Genomic DNA, 16,733 nt, shown 5'->3' with positions numbered 1-16,733 from the left:
CCGCACTAGTTCTTGACGGGCGCAGCGGAGAGTCCTAGCTTTCGATCCGTTCGGCGCGAGTGAGTTTGCGTCCCGCCGGCACTCCCCCAAAGGGTCTCGCAAATCGGCACTCCGCCAGGCCAGCCAAAGGCAGCGGATGAGGGCTTGTCTGCCCGCGAAGGGCGGATTCTTCGGGCGCCAGAATGGGCCGGCGACAGGCTCGGACGGCACGGAAAGACGTTGTGACGGTGGGGCGTTGAACGCGTGTCGGGCTCATCCCCTTGGGGGCGGAGGGGCCTGGACAGGCAGGCGGGATGCGAGGTGCGCGCACCGAGCATCGCGTCGGGAGAACAAGGGCCGGGTCCACCGGCTGAACTGCGGAGCTGCAAGGCCGAACGGCCGAAGGCGCCGCGAACGAAATGTCGACCGGCACGCCTGAACGGAGGCTGGACCGGTCAAAACTTAAGGACGGGGCAAGACGATGCGGATTGAGCGGCGCCACACCACCCAGGGACAGTCACCTTACGCCGGGATCGATTTCCGGCTGACCACGTCGGAGATCAGGAATCCCGACGGCTCGGTCGTGTTCAAGCTCGACAATGTCGAGGTCCCCGCGGAATGGTCGCAGGTCGCCTCCGACGTGCTCGCCCAGAAGTATTTCCGCAAGGCCGGCGTGGCCGCGCGCCTGAAGAAGGTCGAGGAGGAATCCGTCCCCTCCTTCCTGTGGCGCTCCGTGCCGGACACCGAGGCGCTCGCCGCGCTGCCTGAGAAGGAGCGCTATGTCAGCGAGCTCAGCGCCAAGCAGGTGTTCGACCGCCTCGCCGGCTGCTGGACCTATTGGGGCTGGAAGGGCAAGTACTTCTCGTCCGACGAGGACGCCCAGGCCTTCTACGACGAGCTGCGCTACATGCTCGCGATGCAGATGGTCGCGCCGAACTCGCCGCAATGGTTCAACACCGGCCTGCACTGGGCCTATGGCATCGACGGCCCCGGCCAGGGCCATTATTACGTCGACCCCTTCACCGGCAAGCTGACCAAGTCCAAATCCGCCTACGAGCATCCGCAGCCGCACGCCTGCTTCATCCAGGGCGTCGGTGACGACCTCGTCAACGAAGGCGGCATCATGGACCTCTGGGTCCGCGAGGCCCGTCTGTTCAAGTACGGCTCCGGCACCGGCTCCAACTTCTCGCGCCTGCGCGGCGAAGGCGAGAAGCTCTCCGGCGGCGGCCGCTCGAGCGGCCTGATGAGCTTCCTCAAGATCGGCGACCGCGCCGCGGGCGCGATCAAGAGCGGCGGCACCACGCGCCGCGCCGCGAAGATGGTCGTGGTCGACGTCGATCACCCCGACATCGAGACCTATATCGACTGGAAGGTGAAGGAGGAGCAGAAGGTCGCCGCCCTCGTCACCGGATCCAAGATCAACCAGAAGCACCTCAAGGCGGTGCTGAAGGCCTGCGTGAACTGCGAAGGCTCGGGCGACGATTGCTTCGACCCCGAGAAGAACCCGGCGCTCCGCCGCGAGATCAAGCTGGCCCGCCGCAGCCTCGTGCCCGACAATTACATCAAGCGCGTCATCCAGTTTGCCAAGCAGGGCTACAAGGATATCCAGTTCGACACCTACGACACCGATTGGGACTCTGAAGCCTACCTCACGGTCTCCGGCCAGAACTCCAACAATTCGGTCTCGCTGCGGGACGACTTCCTGCGCGCGGTCGAGACCGACGGCGACTGGAATCTGGTCGGACGCACGACCAAGAAGATCACCAAGACGCTGAAGGCGCGCGACCTCTGGGAGAAGATCGGCTACGCCGCCTGGGCCTCGGCCGATCCGGGCCTGCACTTCAACACCACCATGAACGACTGGCACACCTGCAAGGCGTCCGGCGACATCCGCGCCTCCAATCCGTGCTCGGAATACATGTTCCTGGACGACACGGCGTGCAACCTCGCCTCCGCCAACCTGCTGACGTTCTACAACATCGAGACCAAGCGCTTCGACGTCGAGGGCTATGAGCATCTCTGCCGGCTCTTGACCATCGTGCTCGAAATCTCGGTGATGATGGCGCAATTCCCGTCGAAGGCGATCGCCGAGCTCTCCTACGAGTTCCGCACGCTCGGCCTCGGCTACGCCAATATCGGCGGCCTGCTGATGACCATGGGCCTGCCCTACGACAGCAAGGAAGGCCGCGCGCTCTGCGGCGCGCTGACCGCCGTGATGACCGGCATCACCTACAAGACCTCGGCGGAGATCGCTTCCGAGCTCGGCACCTTCCCCGGCTACAAGAAGAACGCGGCGCACATGCTGCGCGTGATCCGCAACCACCGCCGCGCCGCCCATGGCCAGTCCAACGGCTACGAGGCGCTCAGCGTCAACCCGGTGCCGATGGACCTCGTCTCCTGCCCGCAAGCCGACCTCGTCAGCCACGCCCAGGCGGCCTGGGATGCGGCGCTCGAGCTCGGCGAGCAGCACGGCTATCGCAACGCCCAGACCACGGTGATCGCGCCGACCGGCACGATCGGCCTCGTGATGGATTGCGACACCACCGGCATCGAGCCCGACTTCGCCCTGGTCAAGTTCAAGAAGCTCGCCGGCGGCGGCTACTTCAAGATCATCAACCGCGCCGTTCCGGCCGCGCTGCGCGCGCTCGGCTATCGCGAAGCTGAGATCGCCGAGATCGAGGCCTACGCCGTCGGCCACGGCTCGCTCTCCAACGCGCCCGGCATCAACGCCTCGACGCTGAAGGCCAAGGGCTTCACCGATGAAGCCATCGCCAAGGTCGAGAAGGCGCTGCCGACCGCCTTCGACATCAAGTTCGCCTTCAACAAGTGGACCTTCGGCGAAGACTTCATCCGCGACCAGCTCGGCATCGGCGCCGAAGCCATCGCGGCGCCCGGCTTCGACCTGCTCCAGGCCGTCGGCTTCACCAAGCGCGAGATCGAGGCGGCCAACGTCCACATCTGCGGCGCCATGACGGTGGAAGGTGCTCCGCACCTCAAGGCCGAGCACTATCCGGTGTTCGACTGCGCCAATCCCTGCGGCAAGATCGGCAAGCGCTATCTGTCGGTCGAGAGCCACATCCGCATGATGGCGGCGGCGCAGCCCTTCATCTCGGGTGCGATCTCCAAGACCATCAACATGCCGAACGACGCCACGGTGGAGGACTGCAAGTCCGCCTACATGCTGTCGTGGAAGCTCGCCTTGAAGGCCAACGCGCTCTATCGCGACGGCTCCAAGCTCTCCCAGCCGCTCAACTCGCAGCTCATCAGCGACGATGAGGACGAGGACGATGCGGTCGACCATCTCTACGAGAAGCCGCTTGCGGCCCGCACCGCCCAGGTCTCGGAAAAGATCGTCGAGAAGCTGGTCGAGCGCATCATCGTGATGCGCGAGCGCGAGAAGATGCCGGACCGCCGCAAGGGCTACACCCAGAAGGCGGTCGTCGGCGGCCACAAGGTGTACTTGCGCACCGGCGAATACGATGACGGCCGTCTCGGCGAGATCTTCATCGACATGCACAAGGAAGGCGCGGCGCTGCGCTCCTTCATCAACAACTTCGCCATCGCGGTGTCGCTCGGCCTGCAATACGGCGTGCCGCTGGACGAATATGTCGACGCCTTCACCTTCACCCGCTTCGAGCCGGCGGGCCCCGTGCAGGGCAACGACAGCATCAAGTACGCGACCTCGATCCTCGACTACGTCTTCCGCGAGCTCGCGGTGAGCTACATGTCGCGCTTCGACCTCGCCCATGTCGATCCCAACGAGACCGGCTTCGACGCGCTCGGCAAGGGCGTCGACGAGGGCAAGGAGCCGGACGAGGACGGCGGCCACCACGCCACCCGCCTGGTCTCGCGCGGCCTCACCCGCTCGCGGACGGACAACCTCGTCGTGATGCGCGGCGGCTCAACCGCGGTCACGCAAGGAAATGACAGCGCGCCCAGCGGCGGCAGCAAGGTCACGGCGATGGCCTCGCATGGCGCGAGCGCCCGCGTCGGCGATGCCCTCGAAGGCGCGGTCGCCCTGAAGCAGGAAGTCCAGCACGACCTCTCGCCGACGGAGAAGCTGGAGCAGCTGCAGTGGAGCAAGGCCGGCAGCGCCGCGACCGCCGTCCCCTCCAAGGCCGAGCGCCGCGCCGAAGCCAAGGCCAAGGGCTACGAGGGCGAGATGTGCTCGGAGTGCGGCAACTTCACGCTGGTGCGGAATGGGACGTGCATGAAGTGCGATACGTGCGGCAGCACGACGGGGTGTTCGTGAGGCGGCGATCCTTGGGCTAAGACTTGAACTTTGGGATAAACAAAGGGCGGCCAAGGGCCGCCCAAGTTGTACACGTGAATCCACTACCTTCTCGCCTTAAGGTGGGCTGTCGACGATTTCCTTGAGATGCAAAAGAGCCTTCCTAAGCTCGTCGCCATTGTCGAGCGGTGCTTCGGAATTGTACTCAGAGATTATCCGATCTATCTGGCGACGAGTAAGAACCAGCTCTTTTCGCTCAGCGAGCTTTATATGAGACCTGATCTGCCCCCATTTGTCAGAACGATGGCTTTCGCCGGCACTACCCAGTTCTTCAGCCAATTTGCTCCAAGCGGCTTCGGCAGCTTGCGTCGAAATCCTAGTTTGGCGATCGAAGTCGAGCATAGAATTCAATATCTCTTCTGACCGCCCCCGCAAGCTGCGATGCACACGCCCCCGAAGTTCCGACGCGGCCGACTGGTCTAAAATACGTTCGGCAACAACGTTGTTCAAAGCTTCTTTCCTCCGCCTGCCGGACGCCTCGTCGATTGCTTTCGTTCTCACCTGATCATTGATGATCTTTCGCTCGTGTATTTCGCTTGAAAACACAAAAGGGTAATCGCCAGTTCTCAATGCAAAAAGCGCAGCGCCAAGGGCCCAAACATCAGTTTGGTAATCGCATTGAGCGCCGCTCGCACTCGAAAACAGTTCAGGCGCGCGCGTAAACACCGTCCCACGTACGTCGCCGCCATCGCTCGTAACCGAGCCCAGATCGAAAATCTTGGCTCTCAGTTGATGATCCAATCCACAGTTGTCGAGTTTAAGATCCCTATGAACTAGCTTGCTTTCATGCAGACAGACCAACGCCCTACAAAGGTCTCGCGCTATACGTACGAACTGCACAATATCATTAAGAGGAGCCAGCCCCTCTAATGGACGATCGAGCAATTCTTCGATGATAAAAAATCGACCATCTTGCCCTTGCTGGAAGCCTTAGAATTTCGCCAAATAACCAGCATATCGATGCTTCGACATCGTACGGATTAAGCTCGTGACATCCTTGACGACCACGTCCGGCTTCTCATCGTCATGAAAAAACAGGAGGGCGACATCAGCCAGGCTGTAAGGACTCGTCGCGCGATAAGCACTCTTCCAATTTCCACCACCTAGGTATTCTCGGACCTTGTAACCCAATCCGGGATTCGGAAGTTCACCCATCACAATCTCCCGATTCGACGCCTTCGCCATTGTATTCAAATTCGATATTTCTTCTCGACATATTCCCGAGACTCGGCCACAAAATCTCTTGGAACATAGACTCTGTTCACCGAAAACGTTTCAAGCAAATTTTCGATATTAAAGCCAACGCACGTTGGATCAATCCGCTCCAGGGGAACAGCATTACCTTGGAACGAAAATAGCAGGTCCGAAGGTGGCGCGGAGTTGAATGTGACTTGGTCGAAAGCGACCAGATACGTTGCAGCATCCTCGGGCAGCTGATTGTTTTGGAACCGGCCTCTTACATATTCTCTCAAATCGTCGGTGACGGACAAAAGGTCCGCCGGTAAAAACTCCTCCATTAGGACCCCCTGGCGTTCGGCCTCGGAGAACGGCTCGTCAGACATCCTATATCGCTGAGAAAGAGGCTTATTTGACTTCGCCGAGTCCAATACGGCTTTTGGAAATTGGCGCCGCACAAACATGTCGGCCAACAACCGAAGCACCTCGTCAGAGTGATCGGAAGCAAAACTTCGGATCATATAGGCGATCTCAACGTCAGTTGTCTGAATGAAATCGTCCAATGACGGTTTCTGGCCGGAAGCAATACTGTGCAGACACTTCGGTGCCAATCGAACGCTATCTGGATGCTCTGGAATGTCCTGCATCCGCGCAAAAATTCCTTTGAGCAAAAGCTGCGCCCCCCGAATCGTCGGGTGAAAATAAACTTGCCGGTGAAGGTATCTGCGCGCCGCAAGAAATTGTCTCAACGCGTCCAGCCCACGTGGCCCATCGAGAAGTAAGATTGGAAGCCCGAAGTCGTTCGTCTCAACTGTAATAGCGTGAAACAGCCACTTGAGATCGTACTTCCCGTATTCAACCCCGGCCATTCGACTGTCACGCAAGATGTAATCGCAGCGATCCACGTCAAAGGTACTGGAAATCAATTCCACGAGCGCCTTATTTGCATGCCGCTTTTTGAGAAGGTTCTTCACAGCGTCGATATCTGCGGCATCGTTAACTGCCGACGCAACGGGCGTATCCGCAGAAAGAATAGCTACAGTACAATCTTCGTGATTTCGAATCCCGTCGGGCAAGAGAATAGTTTCCAGCACATGAGAGAACGCAGAGTGGCCAAGGTCGTGGCACAACGCAGCAATTCCAAACTCGGCCATCGCTTCGTCGTCAAACCTCAAGCCCGGCGTTTGCAGATCAAGCGGCGCCGCCCTCTGCTGGAGTAATCGAAATACCTGACTTGCGGTCGCAAACACGCCTAAAGAGTGCGCAAATCTTGAATGTTCCGCAGTAGGGAAGACATAGGACGAGAGGCCCATCTGCCGAATACTTCGTAGTCGCTGAAATTCCCGCGTATCGACGACGCGTCGAACGCGATCCGGCATCTCAATAAGACGATTACCTTCAATGTTGTCTCGAAACACCGAGTTATGAATTGATGCCAACATCAAGCACGCTCCGATCAAAAATCGAGGAGCATGTCTCGCGCTACTTCGCAGCGCATTCAAAGTGTGCCGGCAGCCCCCCGCCTTGTAGACACGGCCTCCCTTCAAAGGAAGACCAAGCCGCAATGAGACACCACAACCAGAACGTTTGCAAACGGGAAACATGGTTGCAATATAGAACAAACAAGGAACAAAGTCTATCCTATGTATTCTCATTGCAGTCGACCCCCTCCCGCCTAAACTCCCAACACCCTCGGCATGGGTTCCGACGGCCCCGTAGAAGCGGAGTAAGACTTATGCCCAAACCGGAAAGCTTCCCGATCGAGAAGATCTTCGTTCCCACGAAGCAGAAGAAGGCCCTCAAGCCCGAGACCGTCGGGGAGATCGCGGAAAGCATGCTGGAGATCGGACAGCAGACCCCCATCTCCGTTCGGCGCGACGGAGACCGCCTCGTTCTGGTCAAGGGACTGCATCGGCTAGAGGCTTGCAAGGCGCTCGGCGAGACGACCATTCTCGGTGTCCTGGTTACGGCCGAGCCTGCTCAACACAAGCCGTTGCTCGCCGAACGCCCCGAAGTCGAGGCGGAGCGCCTCAAGATGGCACGGTTGAAGCAGTTGCGCCTGGAGAAGGAAGCCGCGGAGGCGGCGACTTCCGCTTTGAAGGACGTCAGGCAGGCGGAAGCGCCGCGTACCCGATCCACGCAAGGCGCCCGCGGCAATCCGAAAGCAGCGCCGGGCCGTGCTGCGAAACCGCCACCGAAATCATTGTCGGACTGGATCACGCAGCAAAAGGGCAGCGGCGGCCGCTATTGATGGTCGGGCGCCGTCGTTCCGGGGCGCGCCCGCTTGGGCGCGAGCCCGGAATCCATCGGACGGCACGACGAGGGGCGCAATGGATTCCGGGCTCGCGCTTCGCGCGCCCCGGAATGACGGTAGCGACTCGGCTGGATTGCGCCAACCAAGTCCACCGTCACCGTCACAGCGACTACGCCGCGCTGCTCCGCTGCGTGTGACGACCTTCCCTCACCTCTTCGATGATCTTCGCGCTGAAGGCCTTGAGGTCACCGGGGTTGCGCGAGGTGATGAGGCCCTGGTCGACGACCACCTCCGAATCCTCCCACTTCGCGCCGGCATTGGCGACGTCGGTCTTGATCGATTTGTAGGACGTCATCTTGCGGCCCTTCGCGATGCCCGTCTCGATCAGCAGCCAGGGCGCATGGCAGACCGCGGCAACGACCTTCTTGGCGTCGAAGACGCTCTTGATGAATTGAAGCGCCTTCGGCTCGACACGCAGCAGGTCGGGGTTGATCTGGCCGCCGGGCAGCACGAGGGCGTCGTAGTCGGTAGGCGCAGCCTGGTCGAGGGTCTTGTCGACCTTGACCGGACGGCCCCAGTCCTTCTCGTCCCAGCCCTTGATCTCGCCGGCTTGCAGAGAAATGATCTCCACTGTTGCGCCGGCCGCCTTGAGGGTGTCACGGGGCATTTCGAGTTCGGACTGCTCGAAGCCGTGGGTGGCGAGGATCGCGATTCTTTTCCCGGACAGTTCCATCCGTGTCTCCATTGCGTGTGAGGCGATGCCATTCAATCGAATGCTTTTGCCTTTGGTTCCTCACACGCAGCCGTTCCGACGAAGACACGCCGTCATTCCAGGGCGCGCCCGCTGGGGCGCGAGCCCGGAATGACGGCGAGCCCTGTAGGATGGATTGAGCCCTTGCGAAGCCCATCATTCCGCGACCGCCTGTCACGTAGGTCGAACCGGTCCGGCAGCCGTCCAGGTCAATTGATCGCCAGCAACGCGGCCAAGCGTTCGCGGATTTCCGCGAGCAGCAAGTCGGGCGCGCGCCCTGCGGGGGCAATCGGACGCTTCTGCCAGGAAATGCTACGGACCTGGTCTGCGAGCACGACACCGCGAACGCCTGCATCCTCGGGGAGCACGACCTCGAAGGGATAACCCCGTTCCCGGCTGGTGACAGGACAAATGACGCAGAGGCCCGAGACCGCGTTGTAACTCTGGGGCGACACGACCACGGCTGGACGCCGGCCGCTTTGTTCGTGACCGACCGTGGGATCCAGATCGATCCAGATCACGTCCCCGGCTTCGGGACAATAATCACCAGACTTCGTTGCCAACGCCCGGCCCCCAATCGATCTCGTCATGGCGGTTGGCTGGCGTGATGCCGGCGACGAGATCGTCGAGGACGTAACGTCGCTTGCGACGCTGCGGACGCGCGATCTCGATGACCAGCTTGCCGTCACGCACGGTCATTTCCGCCGCCCTGCCGTCACGGGCGCCGATCTCGTCGGCAAACGCCTTGGGTACCCGCAATGCGAGGCTGTTGCCCCATTTCTGAAATGCAACCTTCATCGTCGATCTCCACTCACGATACAATGTAGATACGTCGTCGGGGAGCGTCAATGACCGCGTAAGGCTGCGACAGCCCATTGGATGGTTAGAGCCCTTGCGAGACCCCGTCATTCCGTGAGGGCTATTGATGGGTTGCGCTTCGCTGGACCATACGACCATCTGAACCTGGTAGCACGACGCTTCCGTCCAGATGCGAGGCCCCATGTTGAACTTCGAGCTGCCCTGGCACGAGATCTTTGCTCCGACGCATTCGCTGATCGAGATGCTCGTGCGGGGCACCATCATGTATTTCGGCATCTTCATCCTGATGCGCCTCATCCTGAAGCGACAAACCGGCGGAATCAGCATCCCGGATGTGCTCCTCGTCGTGCTTCTGGCCGATGCCGCACAGAACGGCATGGCGGGTGAATACCGGTCGATCACGGAAGGCCTGGTGCTCGTTGCCACCATCATCTTCTGGAACCTTGCCATCGATTGGCTCGGTTATCACGTGCCCTTCGTGGAGCGGCTCGTTCGGCCCCCGCCGCTGCTTCTGATCAAGAACGGAAAGGTGCTTCGCCGCCATCTGCGACAGGAGCTGGTGACGATGGACGAGTTGCTGAGCAAGCTCCGGGAAGAAGGCGTCGATAGCCCCGCGGACGTCATCGAGGCCTATATCGAAGGCGACGGCAACATCAGCGTGAAGAAGAAGGACAAGTGACACGCGATATCGCGGCGGCCGAGCGCGTAGGGTGGATGAGCGAAGCGTAATCCACCTTCTTTCCTTTGTCGGATACGCAGTGGTGGGTTACGCCTTCGGCTAACCCACCCTACGAAGCAGCCGACATTCGCCGATTGCAGATACTTCCGCGAAAGCGACCCTCGCCGCTTAGGCCGCTTTCGCCTGCTCCGGCGAAGCCGTCTCCATCGCGCGCATGTAGAGGTCGAGCAGGCTTTCGCGCTCGTCGCGCTCGTTCTTGTCTTCCTTGCGCAGCTTGATGATCTCCTTGAGGATCTTGACGTCGAAGCCTTCACCCTTGGCTTCCGCGAAGACTTCCTTCTTCTGCTCGCTCAGCTCCTGCATCTCGCTGTCGAGGTTCTCGATCCGCTCGACGAAGGAACGGATCTTGCCGCCGGGAATGGTGATGTCAGACATGGTGCCTCCTCGCTGACTGAGGTCGCGAAAATGCCCGCAAAGACATAACCAATCTGTTAACCGCGCCGCCCCGCGCATTGCCCTGTGGACAACGCCGAGAGTGCCGTTCCATGAGAGCGTCACGCTGCGCTCGCACGGTGGCGTAGGCTGGGCAAAGCGGCTTGTCCGCCGTAGCTCGAAGAGCGAAGGCGGAAGCGTGCCCACGGCTTTGATCATGTCGGAGACAATTCGTGGGCACGGCGCAAGTGCGCCTTTGCCCACCCTACAATTGTCGTCAGCTACCACCAATACGGCCAGCGCCAGCCCTCGTAGCGAACGTAGGACGGCACCAGCGGCGGGCCGTAGGGATCGACCTTGTCGTCCTCGGGGCGGTAGCGATAGCGTGGAACGATGTTGTAATCCCACGGCGTCGGCCGCAGCACGGGCGCGGTGATGATGAGCCGCTCTTGCGGGGCGCGGACGACGACGGCCTTGCGCGGCTTCGCCTCGGCGCCGGAGGTTGCAAGGCTGCACAGCACCAGGGCGGTTCCGAGCGCGCAGGCGGCGGTTATTTTTGTCATGCGTTGATCTCCTTCGCAGCGAAGAGTGCAAAAGGATGTCAGGCAAGGCAAGCGAATTTCGCGCGAGATGTTTTCCGCGGCCGTCCTTCGAGACGCCCGCTTTGGGCGGGCTCCTCGGGATGAGGGCGGAGTGCGCGGCAACAGCTTCAGCAGGCGCGCCTCATTCACGCGCGCGGCGCAACGCCTCCTGCAGCTTCATCCGCTGCTTGTCCCATCGCGACTGTTCCGCTTCAAAGCGCTCGTCGAGTGCAGCCCGCGCCGCTTCGATCTCCTCCGCCTTCGCCTCGTGCTCGCGCCGCGCTTTGTCCAACGCGGCTTCCGCTGCGGCGACGGCCTTGTCGCGACGCGCGCGCTGCTTGGCGCGGGCGGCCTCCTCCTTGCGGCGCGCGGCCTCGCGCCGCTGCTCCTCCTTCTCGAACGCCGCCGCGGCCTTGCGGGCCGCCTGCTCGTCGACCTTGCGCGACGGCGTCTTGGCGGACCTGGCGGACCTCTTTGCGGTCTTGGCCGGACGCTTGCCGGATCTTCGCTTCGGCCTGGCATCGTCCTCGGCAAGATCGGTCGGCAGCTCGGCGCTTTCGGTGAAGGGACCGTCGGACCCGACCGGGCGCCTGAGCACGACGCCGGGCTTGGCCAGCGTCGCCGCGACGACATCAGGATCGTCGGTCTCCTTCGCGGCGCCCTGATGGAACAGATTGGAGCTGGCGCCCCAGGCCTCGAGCGCCGCCTTCATCGAGGGCGCCGCGATGGCCTGGTCGTAAAAGCCGAGCGAGGTCTGATAGGTCTTCAGCTTCCGTGCCGGTTTGCTTGTCGCGCGTTTTGCCATGCCGCCCCGATGGTCGTTTCGAACTACGAACTCTCCAGCAACGCATCGTATCCCTTTGCGCTGAACGCCAGCAGGCAGAAGCCGTGCCCGAACGGATCGGCCAGCATCGCGATCCTTCCATAGGGCGCATCGCGCGCCGGCACCTCCAGGACCGCGCCGGCCCGCAGCGCGCGTTCGACGGCCGCATCGACATTCTCGACGACGACGTCGATGTGCACCGGCGTCCAATGCCGGGCGTAGCGGCGGCGATCGCCGCCGGCGCCGACCGTGCCGGCCTGCTTGGTCAGGAGATAGACCGGCGCCGGCCAGCCGAGCAGCTCGACGAAGCCGGTGCCGAAGCGGCGGCCGACCGTGAGGCCGAAGGCCTCGGTGTAGAAGCTGGTGGCTTGCTCGATATCGGGGACGTCGATGTTGAGGAGGAAGCTCATGCCGGACTCGCTGCGCAGTTGCGTCGCGAGCCTAGCCCGGATGACGCGTCAGCGTCATCCGGGATGATGCCGCTGTTTTGCCCGACGCCGCAAGCAGATTTCGGCGCAGCCGAAAACGCGAGCCTTATCAAGGCCCGCTCTACTGTGCATGGGGTTGTTTTCGCATAAATCGTGTCGACCGAGTCGACGAGGTGCTCACCTGCCTTTGAGGCTGAGGATATAGGCCGACAGCACGTCCGCCTGCTCCGGCAAGATCACGATGTTCGGCATGTTGTGGTGGCTGGTGCGCCAGAACACCTTGAGCGCCAGCGCGGTGGTGCCGCTGCGGTCGGCGATGGCCTGGAAGCTCGGGGCTTCGTCGAACCATCCGGCCATGCCCGGCTCGACCGCGTGACAGCTCTGGCACCATGCCTGCGCCAGGCGATGCCCTTCGGCGACCGCGCGCGGGCCGGACCGCGGGGCGCCGGCTGCGGTGTGGACCACGCTGAACAGGAACAGCAGCGACAACGCGATCAGCAGAGCGATGCCGAGATAGATTCGAGCACTATGCGACATCGCCCAACCTCACCGTGATTGAATCATCGACACCAGCCTAGATTTGCACGGCAAGGCCAGGTTGATCTGCGTCAAGGAGGCAGCTCGCGATACGCCCGCGGGCGACATTGGCTCATCGATCATGCCGCTCGCCAGCATCGAGGCGAATGCATAAGCTCGCACTCAATTGAGGTCAGGAGGCATCAGCATGAACGGCAATCGCTATTACGGCGTTCGCGTCGAAGGCGCGAAATACGGCGTCGGCTTCGGCTCGGCGCTCGCCATCGCGATCTCCTATGCCGACAACCATTCGATCCTGTGGGCGATCATCCACGGCATCCTGGGCTGGCTCTACGTGATCTTCGTTGCGCTGTTTCGGTGATATCGCACCGGCAGGCGATGGGCCGGCCGCGCCGTCGGCAGCTTCCCCTTGCTTTCCTGTTCCCGACCCCTACGGTCGCGCCGCGAACGTGAGACGAGCAAAGGGTTAGACGAGACTTGCCATGACCGACGCGATGAAATGCCCCGCCTGCAGCTCCGAGCACGCCTATCAGGACCGCGATCTCTGGGTCTGCCCGGAGTGCGGCCATGAATGGAGCGGCGCGGCGGAGACGGCCGCGGAGAGTGCGCCGGATGCCGGCGTGCGCGATGCCAACGGCAATGCGCTCGCTGACGGCGACAGCGTCATCGTGATCAAGGATCTCAAGATCAAGGGCTCGTCCTCGGTGGTCAAGGGCGGCACCAAGGTGCGCAACATCCGTCTCCAGGACGCCAGCGACGGCCACAACATCGCCTGCAAGATCGACGGCATCGGCGCCATGAACTTGAAGTCGGAGTTCGTCAGGAAGGCGTAGCGGCGGACGTCCGCCGAGGCGGCGGATCCCGCCTCTCCGCGGAACCCACCTGCCTTCATGACTTGTCAGTTCAGCGGGCAGCGCCCGTGGTGACGTTCGCGGTCGTCAGCTTGCGCGGGCTGATGACGTTGGTCTGGTGGACCGAGGCGACCGTGGTCGGCGCAGCAGCCTGCTGCGCGACATGGGCGGCGCCGAGGACACGAACCTGCAAGGGCGAGACCGGAAATCCGTTGGCCTCGTAAGTCGGCAGCTCGGCGGCGAAAGCCGCGGTGCTGCCCGCGATCGTCAGGATGGCGGCGGCGATCGTCAAAGTCTTCTTGTTCATTGGTGATGCTCCGGAAGTGGAAGAGTCGGAGCATATTTAGGCCGACTTTGCTGCATTGCGACATACTTTGTCGCAATGCAACATCGCGTCCCGCGCATGGCAATATGTTTAATGTGTCCAAGGCTTTGGCCGAATCACGCCGGCCCCGACAAGCGCACCGGCGGACGGTGCTCAGCCACCGAGGACGTTGCCCCAGCCATCGAACAGATAGGTTTTCCAGGCCACCGTTCCCTCGGGGCCCGGCCGGCTGGCCCGCTTGTAATCGTCGGCCTGGTCAGCCGTCCAGGTGATGATCGTATCCGTGAGGCGGTCGTGCAGGATGGCGGGTTCGGTGGGATCGAAGGCGTCCATGGGACGAAGCGAGGCATGCGTCATGGCCGACCAAACGTGCCAACCGCAACAAAGTTGCCGCGACGCAGCGATCAAGCTGCTTTCGCGGAACCGGCGTTGCGCCCCGGCAACAGTGCTGCGAAAAACCTATTCTTGCCGATTTGCGCCATTGCGCTGCCACACCGGCCTCCGAACAATCGACGCACTGCGTGCCTTTTCCGTGCAAGACTGTTTGCGTCAGACTGTTTGCATCATGACTGTCCGGACAAGACGGGTCCGGGCAGAACCGTTTGGAGGCAGGGATCATGAACGATCGGCGGTCTCTTCTGGTGGCGGTCACATGCCCCTCGGCCGTGCTCGCCGGCTGGCTGGCGCTCACCCTCTCCGCCCATGCCCCTGCTCTGATCGAGAACAGCGGTGCCAATGCGGCTGCCGTCTCGCGCGCCAAGGACCTCGCCAAGGATCTCGTCAAGGATGTCAGCCGGCTGGACCTCGCCGACGTGCCGCGCGCTGCGACGATCGAGGACGGCATCGCCTTGACCGCCGACATCGCGGCTGCCGTGGCCGCGGCACCGGCTCCCACGAGCCCTGAAGCACCGCCTGAGACGCCCGCTCCCGCCATCAAGCTCGCCTCGGCCGATCCGGCGCTGATCCTGCCGGTGGAGGCGCCGCCGGCGTTGCAGATTTCGCCCGAGCCGGAGCCCGTCGTGGGCGAAGCTGCCCCGGTCGCGGCGCCGGAGCCTGTCAGGCTCGCCTCGGCCGATCCCACCGAGATCGTGACGACGGACGCGCTGTCCCCCGCGGCGATCGCCAGCGGCCCGGTCACGCCCGCGAGCAAGCCGTCGCCCCCGGCCGACACCGTCGCCGTGCTCGACGAATGCTTCGTCATCGAGGCCTGCGTCGACCGCTATCTCTGGGCGCTCTATCAGCGCACCGCCAAGGAAGACACGATCAAGGTCCAGGAGCGCCGCGCCGTCACGATCAAGCGCAAGGGCAAGACGGTCACGGTGATGCGCAGCTTCACCAAGCTGGTCGATCAGGACTTCACCTGGAAGGATCCGAAGGCGGCCGAGCACGCCGGCATGTCGATGATGGACTACGTCATCGGCGGCATGGACAAGAGCTTCAAGCTGAAGCTGTTCCGCACGCTGCTCGCCGCGGAGGCCGCCGGCCTCTCGCCCGGCATCACCAGCGCGTTCCGCGACGATTATCGCCAGTCGATCGCGAGCGGCCTGAAAGCGGCCTCCGACCGGTCCTATCACGGCGGCAGCTTGCGCGGCGGCTACGGCCACGGCATGGCGGCCGACATCGTCAGCACGCAAGGCAACAACCGTGCGCAGCGCTGGGTCTCGACCGAAATCCTGTGGAAGTGGGTCGACGCCAACGGCAAGGCGTATGGCATCGGGCGGCCCTATCTCGGCCGCGACCCGCCGCATGTCGGTCCCATCGACGGCAAGGAGTACATCTCGCGCCGTGGCACCGGCGACGGCAAGCAAGTCGCCAGCGTGAAGCCCAAGCAGGCCGTGCGTGCCGCATCGCATGCCAAGCCGCCAAAGGCCCAGGTTGCGCGCGAGCAGAAGAGTCCCGCCAAGCCGCAGAAATCGGCGCAATCGGCCGGCAAGCCCGCGACCTGAAGCCGTTACGTCGCGCGTCCCGGCGTCGGCAGCGGCACCAGCCGCATCTCGGCCGTGCCGGCGTCCTGTGTGCGTAGCAGCACCGCAAAGACGGTGTCGACCGCAAGCCGCACCGCGGCCTCCGCCGCTTGGCCCTTGGCCAGATGTGCTGCGATCAGGCCGCTGAGCAGATCGCCGGTGCCGTAGGGGCGGATCGGCAGGCGCGCCGTCGCAAAGCGCGACAATTGCCCGCCGGCGCACAGGATCGTCTCCACCTGCCCTGCGGCCGTATCGGCGAGCGTGCAGCCGGTCGCGACGACGTCGATGCGGCCGGTCCCCGCCAGCGCCGCACACGCCGCGCGCAGGCCCTGCGCATCCGCGATCGTGAGGCTAGAGAGCAGCTCGAGCTCGAACTGGTTCGGCGTCGTCAGCTTCGCCGCCGGCAGCAGCCGGTGCCGCACCACGTCCAAAATGCCGTCGGCGACATAGACGCGGCCGTCATCGCCGATCACGGGATCGCAGAGATAGACGAGCTTGCTATTCCGCGTCAGCGCCCGCTCGACGAAATCGGCGATCGCGGCGGCATTGCCCGGCGAGCCGAGATAGCCGGTCACGAGCACGGCGGCCTCGTCGACCAGCCCGCGCTCCTCGACACCCTTCAGGAGATCGGCGACGAGCTCGGTCTCCAGCACCCGGCCGCGCAGGCTCGGATAGCGCGGATGGTTGGACAGCAGCGTCGTCGGCACCGCCGCAACGTTCACGCCCTCCGCCTGCATCGCATAGGCGGCCGCGCTGTTGCCGACATGGCCGTGGACCACCTGGCTTTGAATGGAGATGACGAGCATGAAAAGCTCCGTACGGACAAACGTCGGGCGATGCAAC

20 protein-coding genes are annotated in these 16,733 nt (G+C 62.9%); 6 read left to right on the top strand and 14 right to left on the bottom strand.

The features are described from left to right. Positions 1 to 460 precede the first annotated feature (460 nt). A complete protein-coding gene (locus tag DCM80_RS26830) occupies positions 461 to 4,231 on the top strand; it encodes a vitamin B12-dependent ribonucleotide reductase (protein ID WP_257194457.1) in 3,771 nt (1,256 codons plus the stop codon). A gap of 96 nt (positions 4,232 to 4,327) precedes the next feature. On the opposite strand, the gene DCM80_RS26825 is transcribed toward DCM80_RS26830, so the two are convergent. From DCM80_RS26825 to DCM80_RS26815, 3 genes are all read right to left on the bottom strand, one after another. After that, complete coding sequence (locus DCM80_RS26825; RefSeq protein WP_257198072.1) at positions 4,328 to 5,110, bottom strand: serine/threonine-protein kinase; 783 nt, start codon at positions 5,108 to 5,110, stop codon at positions 4,328 to 4,330. Positions 5,111 to 5,200: 90 nt separating this feature from the next. Beyond that, entirely contained in the window at positions 5,201 to 5,425 is a 225-nt protein-coding gene (locus DCM80_RS26820; protein ID WP_257194456.1) for a hypothetical protein, read from the bottom strand. A 35-nt stretch (positions 5,426 to 5,460) separates the two neighbouring features. Beyond that, complete coding sequence (locus DCM80_RS26815) at positions 5,461 to 6,888, bottom strand: HD domain-containing protein (protein WP_257194455.1); 1,428 nt, start codon at positions 6,886 to 6,888, stop codon at positions 5,461 to 5,463. 293 nt (positions 6,889 to 7,181) lie between these two features. On the opposite strand from DCM80_RS26815, the gene DCM80_RS26810 reads away from it, so the two are divergent. Further along, complete coding sequence (locus DCM80_RS26810; protein WP_257194454.1) at positions 7,182 to 7,697, top strand: ParB N-terminal domain-containing protein; 516 nt, start codon at positions 7,182 to 7,184, stop codon at positions 7,695 to 7,697. A 172-nt stretch (positions 7,698 to 7,869) separates the two neighbouring features. On the opposite strand, the gene DCM80_RS26805 is transcribed toward DCM80_RS26810, so the two are convergent. From DCM80_RS26805 to DCM80_RS26795, 3 genes are all read right to left on the bottom strand, one after another. After that, positions 7,870 to 8,433 (bottom strand): type 1 glutamine amidotransferase domain-containing protein, encoded by a 564-nt coding sequence (locus DCM80_RS26805; protein ID WP_257194453.1) that lies wholly within the window; start codon positions 8,431 to 8,433, stop codon positions 7,870 to 7,872. Between the two features lie 227 nt (positions 8,434 to 8,660). Beyond that, a complete protein-coding gene (gene mazF, locus DCM80_RS26800; RefSeq protein WP_257194452.1) occupies positions 8,661 to 9,014 on the bottom strand; it encodes an endoribonuclease MazF in 354 nt (117 codons plus the stop codon). Beyond that, a complete protein-coding gene (locus DCM80_RS26795) occupies positions 8,995 to 9,249 on the bottom strand; it encodes an AbrB/MazE/SpoVT family DNA-binding domain-containing protein (RefSeq protein WP_257194451.1) in 255 nt (84 codons plus the stop codon). Before DCM80_RS26795 ends, mazF begins: the two co-directional genes overlap by 20 nt. Positions 9,250 to 9,451: 202 nt before the next feature. On the opposite strand from DCM80_RS26795, the gene DCM80_RS26790 reads away from it, so the two are divergent. Next, entirely contained in the window at positions 9,452 to 9,949 is a 498-nt protein-coding gene (locus tag DCM80_RS26790; RefSeq protein WP_257194450.1) for a DUF421 domain-containing protein, read from the top strand. Positions 9,950 to 10,117: 168 nt separating this feature from the next. On the opposite strand, the gene DCM80_RS26785 is transcribed toward DCM80_RS26790, so the two are convergent. From DCM80_RS26785 to DCM80_RS26765, 5 genes are all read right to left on the bottom strand, one after another. Then, the gene (locus tag DCM80_RS26785) at positions 10,118 to 10,384 is read right to left on the bottom strand and encodes a DUF2312 domain-containing protein (RefSeq protein ID WP_025575662.1); all 267 of its coding nucleotides are present in this window, start codon (positions 10,382 to 10,384) and stop codon (positions 10,118 to 10,120) included. 278 nt (positions 10,385 to 10,662) lie between these two features. After that, on the bottom strand, positions 10,663 to 10,944 hold the full coding sequence (locus DCM80_RS26780; RefSeq protein WP_257194449.1) for a hypothetical protein: 282 nt from the start codon (positions 10,942 to 10,944) through the stop codon (positions 10,663 to 10,665). 160 nt (positions 10,945 to 11,104) lie between these two features. Next, positions 11,105 to 11,767 (bottom strand): cell envelope biogenesis protein TolA, encoded by a 663-nt coding sequence (locus DCM80_RS26775; protein ID WP_257194448.1) that lies wholly within the window; start codon positions 11,765 to 11,767, stop codon positions 11,105 to 11,107. Between the two features lie 23 nt (positions 11,768 to 11,790). Then, the gene (locus DCM80_RS26770) at positions 11,791 to 12,195 is read right to left on the bottom strand and encodes a VOC family protein (RefSeq protein ID WP_257194447.1); all 405 of its coding nucleotides are present in this window, start codon (positions 12,193 to 12,195) and stop codon (positions 11,791 to 11,793) included. Positions 12,196 to 12,390: 195 nt separating this feature from the next. Continuing rightward, a complete protein-coding gene (locus tag DCM80_RS26765) occupies positions 12,391 to 12,750 on the bottom strand; it encodes a cytochrome c (RefSeq protein WP_257194446.1) in 360 nt (119 codons plus the stop codon). A 187-nt stretch (positions 12,751 to 12,937) separates the two neighbouring features. Between DCM80_RS26765 and DCM80_RS26760 the strand changes: the two genes are divergently transcribed. Next, positions 12,938 to 13,111, top strand: a complete 174-nt coding sequence (locus tag DCM80_RS26760) for a hypothetical protein (RefSeq protein WP_164718698.1) — start codon at positions 12,938 to 12,940, stop codon at positions 13,109 to 13,111. A gap of 121 nt (positions 13,112 to 13,232) precedes the next feature. After that, positions 13,233 to 13,583 carry a zinc ribbon domain-containing protein YjdM gene (locus DCM80_RS26755; RefSeq protein WP_257194445.1) on the top strand — a complete coding sequence of 117 codons (351 nt, stop codon included), beginning with the start codon at positions 13,233 to 13,235 and terminating at the stop codon, positions 13,581 to 13,583. 70 nt (positions 13,584 to 13,653) lie between these two features. Here DCM80_RS26755 and DCM80_RS26750 read toward each other — a convergent pair whose 3' ends face one another. Next, entirely contained in the window at positions 13,654 to 13,908 is a 255-nt protein-coding gene (locus DCM80_RS26750; protein WP_257194444.1) for a hypothetical protein, read from the bottom strand. Between the two features lie 171 nt (positions 13,909 to 14,079). Beyond that, positions 14,080 to 14,283 (bottom strand): hypothetical protein, encoded by a 204-nt coding sequence (locus tag DCM80_RS26745; protein WP_257194443.1) that lies wholly within the window; start codon positions 14,281 to 14,283, stop codon positions 14,080 to 14,082. Positions 14,284 to 14,543: 260 nt separating this feature from the next. On the opposite strand from DCM80_RS26745, the gene DCM80_RS26740 reads away from it, so the two are divergent. Continuing rightward, the gene (locus DCM80_RS26740) at positions 14,544 to 15,872 is read left to right on the top strand and encodes a hypothetical protein (protein ID WP_257194442.1); all 1,329 of its coding nucleotides are present in this window, start codon (positions 14,544 to 14,546) and stop codon (positions 15,870 to 15,872) included. 5 nt (positions 15,873 to 15,877) lie between these two features. Here the strand turns inward: DCM80_RS26740 and pdxY are convergent, their stop codons facing one another. Further along, entirely contained in the window at positions 15,878 to 16,696 is an 819-nt protein-coding gene (pdxY, locus tag DCM80_RS26735; protein WP_257194441.1) for a pyridoxal kinase, read from the bottom strand. Positions 16,697 to 16,733 lie beyond the last annotated feature (37 nt).

The organism is Bradyrhizobium sp. WBOS08, assembly GCF_024585125.1.
In the GTDB taxonomy this organism is placed as follows: domain Bacteria; phylum Pseudomonadota; class Alphaproteobacteria; order Rhizobiales; family Xanthobacteraceae; genus Bradyrhizobium; species Bradyrhizobium japonicum_B.
This window is presented reverse-complemented; position numbering and strand designations above follow the sequence as displayed.

Excerpts from the sequence above, each read along its gene's own strand:
- DCM80_RS26830 (WP_257194457.1), top strand. The coding sequence starts at position 461 with ATGCGGATTGAGCGGCGCCACACCACCCAGGGACAGTCACCTTACGCC.
- DCM80_RS26820 (WP_257194456.1), bottom strand. The coding sequence starts at position 5,425 with ATGGGTGAACTTCCGAATCCCGGATTGGGTTACAAGGTCCGAGAATAC.
- DCM80_RS26815 (WP_257194455.1), bottom strand. The coding sequence starts at position 6,888 with ATGTTGGCATCAATTCATAACTCGGTGTTTCGAGACAACATTGAAGGT.
- DCM80_RS26810 (WP_257194454.1), top strand. The coding sequence starts at position 7,182 with ATGCCCAAACCGGAAAGCTTCCCGATCGAGAAGATCTTCGTTCCCACG.
- DCM80_RS26805 (WP_257194453.1), bottom strand. The coding sequence starts at position 8,433 with ATGGAACTGTCCGGGAAAAGAATCGCGATCCTCGCCACCCACGGCTTC.
- DCM80_RS26795 (WP_257194451.1), bottom strand. The coding sequence starts at position 9,249 with ATGAAGGTTGCATTTCAGAAATGGGGCAACAGCCTCGCATTGCGGGTA.
- DCM80_RS26790 (WP_257194450.1), top strand. The coding sequence starts at position 9,452 with ATGTTGAACTTCGAGCTGCCCTGGCACGAGATCTTTGCTCCGACGCAT.
- DCM80_RS26785 (WP_025575662.1), bottom strand. The coding sequence starts at position 10,384 with ATGTCTGACATCACCATTCCCGGCGGCAAGATCCGTTCCTTCGTCGAG.
- DCM80_RS26780 (WP_257194449.1), bottom strand. The coding sequence starts at position 10,944 with ATGACAAAAATAACCGCCGCCTGCGCGCTCGGAACCGCCCTGGTGCTG.
- DCM80_RS26775 (WP_257194448.1), bottom strand. The coding sequence starts at position 11,767 with ATGGCAAAACGCGCGACAAGCAAACCGGCACGGAAGCTGAAGACCTAT.
- DCM80_RS26770 (WP_257194447.1), bottom strand. The coding sequence starts at position 12,195 with ATGAGCTTCCTCCTCAACATCGACGTCCCCGATATCGAGCAAGCCACC.
- DCM80_RS26765 (WP_257194446.1), bottom strand. The coding sequence starts at position 12,750 with ATGTCGCATAGTGCTCGAATCTATCTCGGCATCGCTCTGCTGATCGCG.
- DCM80_RS26760 (WP_164718698.1), top strand. The coding sequence starts at position 12,938 with ATGAACGGCAATCGCTATTACGGCGTTCGCGTCGAAGGCGCGAAATAC.
- DCM80_RS26755 (WP_257194445.1), top strand. The coding sequence starts at position 13,233 with ATGACCGACGCGATGAAATGCCCCGCCTGCAGCTCCGAGCACGCCTAT.
- DCM80_RS26750 (WP_257194444.1), bottom strand. The coding sequence starts at position 13,908 with ATGAACAAGAAGACTTTGACGATCGCCGCCGCCATCCTGACGATCGCG.
- DCM80_RS26745 (WP_257194443.1), bottom strand. The coding sequence starts at position 14,283 with ATGACGCATGCCTCGCTTCGTCCCATGGACGCCTTCGATCCCACCGAA.
- DCM80_RS26740 (WP_257194442.1), top strand. The coding sequence starts at position 14,544 with ATGAACGATCGGCGGTCTCTTCTGGTGGCGGTCACATGCCCCTCGGCC.
- pdxY (WP_257194441.1), bottom strand. The coding sequence starts at position 16,696 with ATGCTCGTCATCTCCATTCAAAGCCAGGTGGTCCACGGCCATGTCGGC.